This is a genomic window from Collinsella aerofaciens (assembly GCF_015554145.1).
Lineage (GTDB): Bacteria > Actinomycetota > Coriobacteriia > Coriobacteriales > Coriobacteriaceae > Collinsella > Collinsella aerofaciens_AA.
On the sequence record NZ_JADNHZ010000007.1, the window covers coordinates 25,184 to 37,832 of the forward strand.

The window sequence follows — 12,649 nt, forward strand, 5'->3', positions numbered from 1 at the left end:
CGATTCCTTTCTCTATGTGACAAAGGGGCTGTCCCTTTGCCACATTCTACGCTGCCACCATTCGCCTCTGATATGCGCGAACCAGCAGCGAAATACCAAAGTTGAGCACAAAGTACATCGCAAACACCAGACCGTAGAGCATAAGCACCTGCGACAGGTCGATCGCATGGGCCATCACGACGTTTGCCGTGTACATGAGCTCGGCCACGTTAATGCCCGAAAGATACGAGCTGTCCTTGATGACGGTCGTGCACTGGCTAAACAGCGCCGGGATGATCGTCTTAAACGTCTGCGGCAGAATGATGTAGCGCATGGTGGCAAAGAAGCCGAAGCCCTGGCTCTGCGCTGCCTCAAACTGGCCGCGCGGAATCGAGTTGAGGCCACCACGCACAATCTCGGCCATAACAGCGCTGGTAAACAGCGTAAAGGCGATGGTCGAAATCACAATGTCCAAACCCTGCACCGTAAAGTAGATAAACAGGATCCACAGCAGGTTCGGCGTGCAACGGAACAGCTCGATATAGGCGCTCACCAAAATACGGAACGGGCGGGGCGCATAGCTTTTAACGAGCGCCAGCACCGTGCCAAAGATGAGCGAGAAAAAGATCGACAGCGCCGAGATCTCGATTGTCTTAACAAAGCCGCCCCAAATGTAGAGCAGGTTGGTCGCGTTGAAGATTTCCATGCGCTAGGCCTCCTCTACGTTGTCGAGCCCCAGCTCGGCCAGGCTCACGCCGCGCGGACGCTCCTTGGAGCGGTGCTCGAGCCACTGCACCAGCATGGCGAGCGGAAAGCAGATGATGAAATACATAAGGCAGCAGACGATGTATCCCTGCAGGTAACCGTACAGACTCACAAAGTTGTCGGAACGGTACATAAGGTCGCCGCCGGCCACAAGCGCCAGCACCGACGTGTTCTTGACCAGGTTGAGCGCCTGGTTACACAGCGGCGGCAAAATGATCTTGAACGTCTGGGGCAGCACGATGTACCAGTACGCCTGCGCACGGGTGAAGCCCTGGCTCTGGGCCGCCTCCATCTGACCGCGCGGAACCGCCTCGATACCGGTGCGGATGACCTCCGAAATGTAGGCCGCATGATACAGACCCACGCCCAAGAAGCCCAGCACAAACGGCGCGATGCGCACCGGCTGGTCGGCACCGGTTATGGCCTGCAAAAACTGCGGACCGGCCATGTACATAAAGAGCACCTGCACGGGCAACGGGGTGTTCTGGTAAAACTCCACGTACACGCGGCTTATGGCGCGCAGTACGCGCGAGCGAGTGGTAGAGAACACGCCCAGCAGCGTGCCCAGCACCAGCGACAGCAGCAGACCGGCAACGACCACCTGCAGCGTCACGCCAAAGCCCTCCCAGAAGGGCCCCATGTTTTGAAATGTCGTCGACCAGCGGTCGGCGTCAAACAATCCTTCGAGCATTTGATTCCTTCCTTGGACGATGCGCCTATACAAGACCCCAGGTCTTGACCTCTTGGTCGAGCCAGCCGTCGGCCAGGCGATCGCAAATCACCTGATCGACCACGGCCGAAAGGTCGCAGCCCTTCTTGGTCGCCACGCCGTAGCCCTGCTCGCCAAACTTGACCTCGGGCTGCAGCAGCTCAACGGTCTCGTTCATGTAACCGGCCAGCGTGGAGCGGTCCATGGCAAAGACGTCGATATTGCCGGCGTCGAGGGAACTCTTGATGATGGGATAGCCGCTAAAGGCCCTAAACTCGGGCTTACAGCTAAAGCCGTTGTCCTTGATCATCTGCTCGATCAGGCCCTGCGTGGTGGCACCCTGACTCACGCCAATGACCTTACCGTCCAGATCCTCAATCGAGGTAAAGCCCGAACGCTTCTTGACCATGAGTCCCACGTAGTCGGTACGGTACGGCGTCGAGAAATCCCAGCTCTTCTTGCGCTCGTCGGTGATGGTGTAGGTCGCCGCGACCACGTCAAGCTGGCCGTTATCGATCAGCGGGCCGCGCGTCTTGGGCGTTACGTCGGTAAACTCGACAAGCTCCTGAGCACGGGCTTCCTTGTAGCTCACGCCAAAGACGGCAGCGGCGATCTGGTAGCACAAATCGACTTCCATGCCCTCAAAGCGGCCCTTGGCGGTGTCGTAATAGCCATAGCCGGGAACGTCCTTCTTAACGCCGGCATTCAGATGGCCACGCGACTTAATGGCCGCAAGCTTGGACCCCTTGTCGGAGCCCTCGCCGCTGGTAGAGTTGCCGCAACCGGTAAGCGCGGCCCCCGTCAGCGCAAGCATGCCGGCGCCAGCCAGCTGCAAAAAGTGACGGCGCGACACGGCCGCCCTCGTCATATCCGTCATGTCCATCACCGCGCCTAGTGCAGAATCTTGGACAGGAACTCGCGGCAGCGCGGGTTCTCGGGGTTATCGAAGAAGTGCTCGGGCGTGCCCTCCTCCAGAATGCGGCCGTCCTCCATAAAGATGACGCGGTCGGCCACCTGGCGCGCAAAGCCCATCTCATGCGTCACGCAGATCATGGTGATGTCCTCCTGCGCGAGCTCGATCATAACGTCCAGAACCTCCTGGACCATCTCGGGGTCGAGCGCCGAGGTCGGCTCGTCAAACAGGATGATGGGCTGCTTGGTGCACAGGGCACGGGCGATGGCGATACGCTGCTGCTGACCGCCCGAGAGGTTCTGCGGATACTCGCCGGCCTTATGCGCCATGCCAACGCGCTTGAGCGCGGCGATGGCGATCTCGGTCGCCTCCTCCTTGCTCTTCTTTTGTAGCTTGATGGGCGCGAGCGTCAGGTTGCCCAGCACCGTCATGTTGGGATACAGGTTGAACTGCTGAAACACCATGGAGCTATACTTGCGGGCCATCTCCAGGTGATTCTTTTTGGTGAGCGGCGTACCGTCGATGATGACCTCGCCCGACGTGGGCTCCTCAAGATAGTCGACGCAACGGATGAGCGTCGACTTGCCCGAGCCGGAAGGCCCGATCATTACGAGCTTCTCGCCGCGCTTGACGGTGAGGTTGATATCTTTGAGCACATGCAGGTCGCCAAAGTACTTGTTGAGATGCTTGATCTCGATCATGTCTGCCATGAATGTCCCTTCCCTGCGTTTACACGAGTTGAACTATTGTACGGAAAGAACCACGTTCCCGCAGCCCACACTACATTCCCGTAAAGAACCCGCAACCTTCCGCCCACTCATTGGGGACAGACTTAAATGAGTACCCAATGAGCGGGTACTCATTTAAGTCTGTCCCCAATGAGCGCTCAACCGCCCTTGTTGAGCATAAGTCAGCGAAAACCCGTACACGCGAGTAAGGTGACGTGAAATGAAAGGGCGCAGACCTTATGGTCGCGCCCTTGAAATTGAACGTCAGATTGCCGTGTGTACGGGTTTGCAGCGTCGAGCCGTTATGCGGTTTGGTAAAACCGCATAACAAATTACGCGAGTTTGGCTCCGACGATCTTTGCCGCGGCAGGCTTGTCGAAGTTGCCGCCGGTGGCCTTGCCGAGTGCTCCCATGACCTGGCCCATCTGCTTCTTGGACGTGGCGCCCAGCTCGGCGATAACCTGCTCGATCAGCGCCTCGAGCTCCTCGCCCGAAACCTGCGCGGGCAGCAGGCTCTCCAGAATCTTGACCTGCTCGGTCAGGTTGTCGGTACGGTCCTGGTCGGTACCGGCCTTGATGGACATCTCCAGCGTCTCGCTCGTCTGCTTAATCAGACGCTTGATCATGCTGTTGACGTCTTCCTCGGTCACGTCGCGGCGCTCGTTGACCTCGATATTCTTCACCTCGGCCTTGACCTGACGGATGATGGACAGGCGAACCTTGTCCTTGGCCTTCATGGCCGCGATCATTTCCTTCTGCAGCTCTTCGTTGGTCATCTGCAAATCCTCTCTAATAGCGTGGGCGGCACTTGCGCGAGCACCGCCCCATGATTACTCAGTCGTCGACGAATCGTCGGTCGAACTCTTGGTGACGCCCTTCAGACTGACGTTGTATGGCACGTCTTTGGGCATGGGGTTGACGGTGATGTCGGCATCCTTCTTGTACTGCTCCAGCCACTCGCTGTACGCGGTGCTGGCCGCTTGCGTCTTCACCACGTTGGAGACGTACTTTTTGATGGCCTTGGGCACCTGGTTGATGTCATCAACCTGATTATCGACATGGAAGTAGTCGGTGCACTTGATGATGTGGTAACCATAGGTCGACTCGACGACTTCGCTCACATCGCCCTTGTTGAGCCCCTCGAGCGCCGTCTGGTAGCTGTCGACAAAGGTGGTGAGCTTATCCCAGCCCACATCGCCCTTCTTCTCCTTGGAACCGGTGTCCTCGGAGTACTGTTCAACGGCGTCCTCAAAGCTCAGCTCACCGGAGTTGATCTTGTCCAGGCACTCCTGCGCCTTGGCCTTGGCGGCAGCCTTGTCCTCGTCGGAAGCGTCGGAATCAACCTTGATCAGGATGTTCGACGAGCGGCGGGCGTCGTTGTAGCTGGACAGGTTTTCGTTGATGTAATCGACAATCTCGCTGTCCTTGGGCTTGCTCGTGGGCGCGACGGCATCCTTGAGTTTCTGCTGCGCCAGACTCTCCTTGAGCGAATCCTTGTAGGTGTCTTCGGTATAGCCGTAGGTCTTGAGGGTCTTCTTAAAGGCCTTGGCACCGCCCGCGCTCTTGCACGCGTCCTTCCAAGCCTTCTCGACCTCCTCGTCCGACACCGTCACGCCGTTCTCTTTCTGTGCCTGTTGAAGCAGAATCTGCTGCGTGTAGGAGTCGATGAGTTGCTTGCGATACCTCTTGGGCGTGAGGTCGTTGTCGACCAGATACTGCGCCCAGTCCTTGTCCTTGGTGTAGCCGTAGGACGTGCGCATGTTCATGATCTGCTTGGTCACGGTGTCCTCGGTGAGGTTGGTGCCGTTGATAGTGGCAGCAACACCGCCGGTCAGCTTGTAGCCCGAGGTGTCCTCGGCCTGCGACATAAGGCCGGAGCACGCCATCGCCGAGACGGAAAGCAGCATCGCCAGCACGCCGATGACCACCAGAACGATCTTGACGGTCTTGGACACGCGGGTCTTGCGCTGCTTCTTGCGAGAGCTGGAGGCGGCGCGAGCCTGCTGCTCGGGCGTCGGCTCGGGTGCGGGGTTCTTTTTCTTATTTGCCATAGTTGGCCTTTCGCATAACGAATCGAACAAACGCCATTGTGTCACAACGCAGCCCCCGCGGCACGCTTGGTGCATTGGGGACAGGTTAATCTGCACCATTTTGGTGCAAAGGGGACAGCTCTGGCAGCCGGCAGTTAGGGACAGTCCCCAAGTGCCGGCACATAAGGAACGTCCCTAGGTGCCGGCTTAGCCCCACCTTAGAAGTGGCGGCGGATGGCGTCGACCATGCCCTGCGGCGTGGTCTGGCCGAGCACGTCGGCTGCGGCATCGGCGTCCATAAAGATGTTCATGAGCGCCTGCAGGGCCTCGACCTGACCGCCCGGCTCGGCGATGCCCAGATTGATGACGATCTGCGCCGGCACCGGAGCGCCCATGCCAGCCATAGCGTTAAATGTCACGGGCGCGGCGGGCTTCACCACCGCGATATAGGGCTTGGCCACAAACCCCGGATCGGTATGCGGAATGGCAATGTTTGCCGCCGGCATGGCAAGACCCGTGGGATAGGCATCCTCGCGCGTGCGAACGGCGTCGAGCCAACCGTCGGCAATGTAGCCGCGCGGAGCAAGCTCACTCTCGAGTTGCGCAAACACCTCACCCGGCGTCGCACACTCCCAATCAAAAAACACCAGCTCAGGCGTAAACAGCGCTTCGTTATCCGCCATGCGCTCACCTCTCTCACCTAGTCATTCAGGAACGTCCCCGATGACCACCCAAAACAAAAGGTGGTCACGCGCGCCTTGGCGCCAATGACCACCCTGACCACTCAACTAAATTGTACTGTGCGCCGCTAGCCGCGGGGCGCATCAATTGCGACCTTGCCGCTCTCCAGCACGTGGACGCGGCCGTCGGCGAGCATCTGCACGACCTCGGGATACAGCACGTGCTCAATCGCGTGGATATGCTCCTCGAGCGTGTCGACGTCCCAGCCTTCCTCGACAGCCAGCGCACGCTGGGCGATGATGGGGCCGTTGTCGTAAATCTCGTTGGCAAAGTGCACGGTCACGCCGGTCACCTTGACACCACGCGCAAACGCATCGTCAATCGCATGGGCACCGGTAAAGCTCGGCAGCAGCGCCGGATGCAGGTTGACCACGCGATTGGGGAACGCCGCCAGCAGCGGCGTGTGCACCATGCGCATGTAGCCGGCCATGACCACATACTCGCAGCCGCGTTCGAGCAGCTCGTGCGCGATGATCTCATCGGCGGCGATGGGGTCGGCATAGACATCCTTGGACAGCGTGAGCGTCTGGATGCCCGCGCGCTCAGCGCGCTGCAAACCCCTAGCCGAAGGACGGCTCGACACCACAAGCTCAATCGAGGCGTTGAGCTTACCGGCGGCGATCAGATCGATCAGCGCCTGCAGGTTGGTACCCGAGCCGCTGATAAGCACGCCAATCTTAAGCGGCTCGGCCGTATCGGTGCCGGTCGGACGGGTGTAGGGCACAAAGCCCAGGCCCTCGGCAGCAGCCATCTGCTCGTTAGCGCTCATCGGAGTACACGACCTTACCGGAACCCTCGACGCACTCGCCCACGCGGAACGGCTTCTCGCCCAGCGCGACCAGTGCCTCGGTCACGGCGGCCTCGTCCTCGGGGGCGACGATCAGGCACAGGCCGACGCCCATGTTGAAGGTCTTGCATGCCTCGTTGGGCGCGAGCTCGGCCTGACGCGACACGTAAGTGATAACGGGCGGAACGTCCCAACCCATCTCGGCGCCGTTGCGGGTGACCACGGCGTCAACGTCGTCGGCGAGCGCGCGGTTGAGGTTCTCGGTAATACCGCCGCCGGTGATGTGGGCGATAGCATGCACGTTGGCGCCGCCGCGCAGCAGCTCAAGAATCGGCTTCACATAAATGCGCGTGGGGGCCAGCAGGGCGTCAGCCAGCGAAGCGCCACCGAGCTCCTCGAGCGGACGGCTCAGCTCCTCGGCCTTAGCGGCGGCCTCGGGCGTGCCCGGCTTGATGCCGTCGACGCCGATGACCTTGCGCACGAGCGAGTAGCCGTTGGAGTGCACGCCGGTGGAAGGCAGGCCCAGGATCACATCGCCCGGGCGAACGTTCGCGGGGTCGAGCATCTTGGGACGATCGACGACGCCCACGGTAAAGCCGGCGAGGTCGTAGTCGGCCGGAGCCATAACGCCCGGGTGCTCGGCCATCTCGCCGCCCACGAGCGCGCAGCCCGCGAGCTTGCAGCCGTCGGCCACGCCCTTGATGATCTTTGCCATGTGCTCGGCCTCGATGTGACCGATGGCAACGTAGTCCAGGAAGAACAGCGGCTCGGCGCCCGAAGCCAAAATGTCGTTGACGCACATAGCGACCAGGTCCTGGCCCACCGTCTCGTGACGGTCCATGATCTGGGCGAGCACGAGCTTGGTGCCCACGCCGTCGGTACCGCTGATCAGGATCGGGTCTTCCATATCCTTAAGCGCGGCAGCCGAGAACAGGCCACCGAAGCCGCCGATGCCGCCGATAACTTCGGGACGATTGGTGTCCTTGACCATCTGCTTAATCGCGTCGACGGCGCGACCGCCCTCGGCGGTATCGACGCCGGCGTCCTCGTACGTCACATGCTTGCTGTCGCTCATCTGAGCCTTCCTCTCCCACTACCGTGGCGCCGCGCGGGCGCCAAACGGTGCTCATAGTTGCGTTCATTTCGGCGCGCGCCATAACAGCACGCGCCGTCATATCAACAAAACAGCAGGTAAAACCTACCAAAATAAACCTGTCCCCACATGGCAGGTTTTAGGCCTCGCCGTGCTCCTCTTCCCAGCTGCGGTCGTCGTATTTCTCGACCACGGCGTCGTCGTCAAAGTACAGCGGCTTGTCCAGGTTGCGGGGCTTAAAGCCCTCCATAAACTTGTCGCGGCCAAAGCTATCGGGAATCGCCACGGGATAGCGGCCGGTAAAGCACGCGTCGCAGTAGCCGCCCTTGGGCATGACCTTAAGCAGGCCCTCGACCGAAAGGAAGGCCAGCGAATCGGCGCCGATATACTCGCAAATCTCGTCGACCGTCTTGTTGGCGCTGATAAGCTGCGACTGCACGTCGGTATCGATACCGTAGAAGCACGGCCAAATGACCTCGGGCGAGTTGATGCGGATGTGAATCTCCTTGGCGCCGGCGTTGCGCAGCATCTTGACGAGCTGCACCATGGTGGTGCCGCGCACGATGGAGTCGTCGATGACGACCAGGCGCTTGCCCTCGATGTTGTCGCGCAGCGGGTTGAGTTTCATACGCACGCCCATGGCGCGCAACTCCTGCGTGGGCTCAATAAACGTACGGCCCACGTAGCGGTTCTTGATAAGGCCCTCGCCAAAGGGAATACCGCTCTCGTGCGAATACCCCTCCGCGGGCGGCAGGCCGGAGTCGGGCACGCCGATGACCAGGTCGGCCTCGACGGGCTCCTCATGTGCCAGCTGACGACCCATGTCGTAACGGCAGGCATAGACGCTCTTGCCGTTCATGATGGAGTCGGGGCGGGCAAAGTAAACCTGCTCAAAGATGCAGTTGGCGGGCTCTTCGGCTGCAGGCACGCCCTGCTCGGATACCAGACCCTCGGCGCTGATGCGCAAGATCTCGCCGGGACGGACGTCACGGACGTACTCGGCACCCACGATGTCGAGTGCGCAGGTCTCGGAAGCAACGACCCAGCCGCCGGCGCGCGTGACACGGACGGCGGAGTCGACCGTCGCGGCGCCGTCCTGCGACGGCAGCTGCGAAACGGCTGCGGCATCGGCCTGGTCCAGACCCTCGTCCACCAGCTTGCCCAGCACGAGCGGGCGAATGCCGTGTGGATCGCGGAATGCGTAGAGCGCCTGCTCGTTGATGAGCGTCATGGCGTAGCCGCCGCGCACGAGCTCCATGGTCTTGCGAATGCCCTCGCGCAGATGGCCCGTACGCTGGGTAAAGTAGCCGATGAGTTTGGTCGCGACCTCGGAATCCGAATTGGAGAGGAATGGCACGCCCAGCTCGATCAGCTGGCGGCGCAGCTCGTCGGTGTTGACGAGGGTGCCGTTGTGAGCAAGCGCGATAATGACGCTGTTGATGGTAGAGAGGTGCGGCTGAGAGGCTTCCCAGCTCTTGGCGCCGGCGGTGCCGTAGCGCACATGACCCACGGCCAGCTGGCCGGAGAGCGTCGACAGGTCGGCATTGGAGAACACGCGGTCGAGCAGGCCCAGATCCTTGCGGACCATAACCGTGCCGCCGTCACCCACGGCGATTCCCGCCGATTCCTGGCCACGGTGCTGCAGTGCACGCAGGCCAAAGTACGTCAGTCGAGCCACGTCGCGATCGGGCGCCCATACGCCGAAAATGCCACATTCCTCATGCAGCTGGTCGGAGTCCGGATCATACGTCGACATGGTGTTCACCTGTCCCGCGGCACGCTCGGCCGCGCGGATGGTTTCTTGAGACATGGTATCCCCTCAGAGCCTCGTATTTTTGGCGTTACCCGCCTTATTATACGCACGGCGCGACGTGCTCCCCAGCGCATGAGCAGCGCTTTTTAAAAGCCCACCGAGCTAATAATCCGTTTTGTTGCCAAACATTTTATCGGTCTGTCCAGCGTAAGTGCCCGCGCCCCCAGATGGCCGCCGCGTCCGCCGTTGGGGATTACAAAGTTGCAATTGGGACGTTCGTCCTGTCTTTTGGCAGGTCGGCGGCGTATCCTTATAATCTACAACAAAGCGAGAAAGGTTCTGTATGGATCGAAACGAACTCGACCCCAGCGTCCCCAGCGCCACGGAGGTCAAGAAGATCCCCCTCATCATTAAGGTGTACGCCGTCCTGTGCATCCTTTCCGGCGTGGGCACGCTCCCGTCGGTCGCTGCCTTTATGTGGCAGGTCATCACGGCACTTGTTAACGGCAACGCCACCGAAAAGCTCGGCGACAACACGCTCGTCGCAGTCGGCCTTATCGTCGCCGGCATCATGCTCTCTGCGGCAAGTGCCGTCATCCTAATCATCTTTGGCCTGGACCTTATCAAAAACCAGCGCCGCAACGCCGCCCGCCTGTCCTACATCCTTATTGCATTCACCGTCGTCGAGCTTTTGGTCGACGTGATGCTCCAGGGCATCGGGCCCTTCCTACTGCGTCCCGCGATCCAGCTCGGCATCCTTGTTGCACTTTCGGCAACCGTCGACCCCACGCTGCGTCAGGAGCGCGAACTGCAGCGCCGCCTGCAGGAGATGCTCGACCGCGACGCCGCCGCCGAGGGCATGCTCGGGCGCGATGAAACCGGCGAAGGCTACATCAAGCTCAACTACTTCAACCTGTTCTGGGTTTTCTTTGTCTGCTGCGTGCTCGGCCTGATCGCCGAGGACATCTGGCACATGACGGTCGACGACCCGGGCGTCTATCAGAACCGCGCCGGCATGCTGTTTGGCCCCTTCAGCCCCATCTACGGATTTGGCGCCGTGCTCATGACCATGGTGCTTAACCGCTTCTACAAAAAGAACCCCATCATCATTTTCCTGGTGAGCGCCCTGCTCGGCGCCAGCTTTGAGGTGTTCGTGGGCTGGTTTATGCAGACCGCGTTTGGCGTGGTCTCGTGGAGCTACTCGCACATAACGCTGTTCGGTTTGCCCGATCCGCTCGTGGTCCTCACGGGCGGACGCACCTGCACGGGCTTCGCCTGCCTGTGGGGCCTGGGCGGCCTCATCTGGATCAAGCTGCTGCTGCCGAGGCTGCTTAAGCTTATCAACAAGATCCCCTGGAAGAGCCGCTACTCGGCCACCGTCATCTTTACCGTTATCATGCTGGTCGACGGCGTCATGACGCTGCAGTCGCTCGACTACTGGTACCAGCGCGTTAACGGCACGGAGCCGGACATTCCCGTCGCACAGTTCTACGGAGAGCACTTCGATAACGAATACATGGAAAACCGCTTCCAGAGCATGACCATGAGCCCCAAGGATGCGACGCGCGTGTAGCGCTCACCGCGCCCAAAACGCAAAATGCCCGCCGGTATCACACGTACCGGTGGGCATTTTTATAAACGATCCTTCTATCGACGCAAGCCTCTACGCCTCGCACTCGACCTCGCTCACACACTCATTTTTGATGGTGCCGACGAGCGCCTGCAGCGCATCGACCACGTGCGGGCGAATGTCCCCGCCGATGAGCACGAGCATGATGTCGTCACCTACGGCAAGCTCGCCGCTTGCCAGCCACACGCGCACATAGCCGATACCCGGCATCGCGCGCGTGGCCCCGATAGCAGACCGTACCTTTTCGGCGTCGTAGTCAAAGACCATGCCGCCCACCCTGCGGCCTGGTGCCACGCCATCGGTCTCGACTCCGCGCACCTCGGCCTTGGGCGTCGCACGCACCACACCGTTATGCGTCAGATACATCCCGCAGCCTGCCGCCGAAGCATCGGCCTTGGCCTCGCGCAGCCAAGCATCAATCGAAGGCATCAATTTGCCACTCTCAAGCATCGTTTCTCCCTTACCGTCGTCGAGTAGCCAATTTGGGACGGGGCCTTTTTAGCTACTCTCGAACAACTTATTCCTCGACCGGCGTGAGCACCATGACGGCGCGCGTGTTGCTCAGCGACAGCGAACGACAGGTCACAAGCGTTACAACCTTAGTTGCCGAAGCGGCACGATCGGTAGCATCACTCGCCACGGCAGAAGCGCCGTCGAGCATCTCGAACAGGTAGTTCTTGAGTCCGTCGTCGCCCTCAAAATTGGTCGTGCGCGCCTTGGCATACGTGTCCTCGACCACCTTGGTCGCCAGCGGACGCAGCTTATACGTCGCATCGCGCGTGATGTAGTACACATATTCAATGCTATCGAACGTTGCCTGGTCAGTCGTATCCGAAATCACGTTGAACATCGACCCATCGTTCATATGGTGGCCGTAGATCGTGGTCTGCTGGTCTACCATTCCCGGCGCGGTGTCATCGCTATCCAGGAAAATGGCACCGGACGCGTTAGCCGTACCGTCAAACAGCGTGTTGAGGTATTTGGAGTTGTTGTTGGTCTGCACCACGGGATAGTTGATATTGGTTCCCGGCACGTAAATCCAACCCACAATCTCGGGGTTCGTCTGAGCAAGCGCATCAAAGTCGATAATCGGCACGCCGCTGGCATCCTTATCGCTTACATATTGCTTCTCGATTTTCTGATACGAATCGCTCGCCTGCTTATAGCCAATCTGGGCATTAATAAAGATAGCGGCGGCGGCGACAATCAGGCCGATACCGATGATGATGAGCAGAATGGGAATAATGGAGCGGCGCTTTTTGCGCGGCGGCTCGGTGCAATCCGACGGCGCGGCATGCGATGAAGACCGGGGCGGCTTCTTAGCGGAGCTATAAGACGAAGGACGATATGCGGCCGGCGCGTCCTGTCGACGATGCGTCGCCGGTGTCACGGGGCGCGGCGCGCGCGGCTGCTGAGGAGAGGATGTCCGACCCTGCTGCGCCGCATGGGCGGCACCCGGCTTCGACGGATCGGGAATCTGAGAAGCCTTGAATCGTTTTCCCTGATAATCGGACATGGCTC

The 12,649-nt window shown here is 60.3% G+C and carries 13 protein-coding genes; 1 reads left to right on the forward strand and 12 read right to left on the reverse strand.

Going from position 1 to position 12,649, the window contains the following annotated elements; genetic code table 11:
- Nucleotides 1–46 precede the first annotated feature (46 nt).
- The 10 genes from I2E13_RS03985 to purF all read right to left on the reverse strand — a co-directional run bounded on the left by I2E13_RS03985 (nucleotide 47) and on the right by purF (nucleotide 9,555).
- Complete coding sequence (locus tag I2E13_RS03985; protein WP_006235796.1) at nucleotides 47–685, reverse strand: amino acid ABC transporter permease; 639 nt, start codon at nucleotides 683–685, stop codon at nucleotides 47–49.
- A 3-nt stretch (nucleotides 686–688) separates the two neighbouring features.
- The gene (locus I2E13_RS03990) at nucleotides 689–1,435 is read right to left on the reverse strand and encodes an amino acid ABC transporter permease (RefSeq protein ID WP_195404250.1); all 747 of its coding nucleotides are present in this window, start codon (nucleotides 1,433–1,435) and stop codon (nucleotides 689–691) included.
- Between the two features lie 25 nt (nucleotides 1,436–1,460).
- Nucleotides 1,461–2,336, reverse strand: a complete 876-nt coding sequence (locus I2E13_RS03995) for a transporter substrate-binding domain-containing protein (RefSeq protein WP_195404251.1) — start codon at nucleotides 2,334–2,336, stop codon at nucleotides 1,461–1,463.
- A gap of 8 nt (nucleotides 2,337–2,344) precedes the next feature.
- The gene (locus I2E13_RS04000) at nucleotides 2,345–3,076 is read right to left on the reverse strand and encodes an amino acid ABC transporter ATP-binding protein (RefSeq protein ID WP_055251548.1); all 732 of its coding nucleotides are present in this window, start codon (nucleotides 3,074–3,076) and stop codon (nucleotides 2,345–2,347) included.
- A gap of 350 nt (nucleotides 3,077–3,426) precedes the next feature.
- Entirely contained in the window at nucleotides 3,427–3,870 is a 444-nt protein-coding gene (locus tag I2E13_RS04005; protein ID WP_117564043.1) for a GatB/YqeY domain-containing protein, read from the reverse strand.
- A 54-nt stretch (nucleotides 3,871–3,924) separates the two neighbouring features.
- Nucleotides 3,925–5,145, reverse strand: a complete 1,221-nt coding sequence (locus I2E13_RS04010; RefSeq protein ID WP_195404252.1) for a peptidylprolyl isomerase — start codon at nucleotides 5,143–5,145, stop codon at nucleotides 3,925–3,927.
- Nucleotides 5,146–5,342: 197 nt separating this feature from the next.
- Nucleotides 5,343–5,807, reverse strand: coding sequence for a PTS sugar transporter subunit IIA (locus I2E13_RS04015; protein ID WP_117778667.1), 465 nt, complete (start codon nucleotides 5,805–5,807; stop codon nucleotides 5,343–5,345).
- Between the two features lie 125 nt (nucleotides 5,808–5,932).
- A complete protein-coding gene (gene purN, locus I2E13_RS04020; protein ID WP_195404253.1) occupies nucleotides 5,933–6,634 on the reverse strand; it encodes a phosphoribosylglycinamide formyltransferase in 702 nt (233 codons plus the stop codon).
- Nucleotides 6,624–7,727 carry a phosphoribosylformylglycinamidine cyclo-ligase gene (gene purM / locus I2E13_RS04025; RefSeq protein ID WP_055251557.1) on the reverse strand — a complete coding sequence of 368 codons (1,104 nt, stop codon included), beginning with the start codon at nucleotides 7,725–7,727 and terminating at the stop codon, nucleotides 6,624–6,626. The genes purN and purM overlap by 11 nt, the downstream gene beginning before the upstream one ends.
- 157 nt (nucleotides 7,728–7,884) lie before the next feature.
- The gene (gene purF / locus I2E13_RS04030) at nucleotides 7,885–9,555 is read right to left on the reverse strand and encodes an amidophosphoribosyltransferase (RefSeq protein ID WP_195404254.1); all 1,671 of its coding nucleotides are present in this window, start codon (nucleotides 9,553–9,555) and stop codon (nucleotides 7,885–7,887) included.
- Between the two features lie 286 nt (nucleotides 9,556–9,841).
- On the opposite strand from purF, the gene I2E13_RS04035 reads away from it, so the two are divergent.
- Complete coding sequence (locus tag I2E13_RS04035) at nucleotides 9,842–11,071, forward strand: putative ABC transporter permease (RefSeq protein WP_117776583.1); 1,230 nt, start codon at nucleotides 9,842–9,844, stop codon at nucleotides 11,069–11,071.
- Nucleotides 11,072–11,161: 90 nt separating this feature from the next.
- Here the strand turns inward: I2E13_RS04035 and I2E13_RS04040 are convergent, their stop codons facing one another.
- Together I2E13_RS04040 and I2E13_RS04045 are read right to left on the reverse strand one after the other, a co-directional pair.
- Nucleotides 11,162–11,578 carry a molybdenum cofactor biosynthesis protein MoaE gene (locus tag I2E13_RS04040; protein WP_055251563.1) on the reverse strand — a complete coding sequence of 139 codons (417 nt, stop codon included), beginning with the start codon at nucleotides 11,576–11,578 and terminating at the stop codon, nucleotides 11,162–11,164.
- A gap of 67 nt (nucleotides 11,579–11,645) precedes the next feature.
- The gene (locus I2E13_RS04045; RefSeq protein WP_055251565.1) at nucleotides 11,646–12,644 is read right to left on the reverse strand and encodes a class B sortase; all 999 of its coding nucleotides are present in this window, start codon (nucleotides 12,642–12,644) and stop codon (nucleotides 11,646–11,648) included.
- Nucleotides 12,645–12,649: the final 5 nt, after the last annotated feature.

Excerpts from the sequence above, each read along its gene's own strand:
- I2E13_RS04000 (WP_055251548.1), bottom strand. The coding sequence starts at position 3,076 with ATGGCAGACATGATCGAGATCAAGCATCTCAACAAGTACTTTGGCGAC.
- I2E13_RS04040 (WP_055251563.1), bottom strand. The coding sequence starts at position 11,578 with ATGCTTGAGAGTGGCAAATTGATGCCTTCGATTGATGCTTGGCTGCGC.
- I2E13_RS03995 (WP_195404251.1), bottom strand. The coding sequence starts at position 2,336 with ATGGACATGACGGATATGACGAGGGCGGCCGTGTCGCGCCGTCACTTT.
- I2E13_RS04005 (WP_117564043.1), bottom strand. The coding sequence starts at position 3,870 with ATGACCAACGAAGAGCTGCAGAAGGAAATGATCGCGGCCATGAAGGCC.
- I2E13_RS04045 (WP_055251565.1), bottom strand. The coding sequence starts at position 12,644 with ATGTCCGATTATCAGGGAAAACGATTCAAGGCTTCTCAGATTCCCGAT.
- I2E13_RS03985 (WP_006235796.1), bottom strand. The coding sequence starts at position 685 with ATGGAAATCTTCAACGCGACCAACCTGCTCTACATTTGGGGCGGCTTT.
- purF (WP_195404254.1), bottom strand. The coding sequence starts at position 9,555 with ATGTCTCAAGAAACCATCCGCGCGGCCGAGCGTGCCGCGGGACAGGTG.
- I2E13_RS04035 (WP_117776583.1), top strand. The coding sequence starts at position 9,842 with ATGGATCGAAACGAACTCGACCCCAGCGTCCCCAGCGCCACGGAGGTC.
- I2E13_RS03990 (WP_195404250.1), bottom strand. The coding sequence starts at position 1,435 with ATGCTCGAAGGATTGTTTGACGCCGACCGCTGGTCGACGACATTTCAA.
- purM (WP_055251557.1), bottom strand. The coding sequence starts at position 7,727 with ATGAGCGACAGCAAGCATGTGACGTACGAGGACGCCGGCGTCGATACC.
- purN (WP_195404253.1), bottom strand. The coding sequence starts at position 6,634 with ATGAGCGCTAACGAGCAGATGGCTGCTGCCGAGGGCCTGGGCTTTGTG.
- I2E13_RS04010 (WP_195404252.1), bottom strand. The coding sequence starts at position 5,145 with ATGGCAAATAAGAAAAAGAACCCCGCACCCGAGCCGACGCCCGAGCAG.
- I2E13_RS04015 (WP_117778667.1), bottom strand. The coding sequence starts at position 5,807 with ATGGCGGATAACGAAGCGCTGTTTACGCCTGAGCTGGTGTTTTTTGAT.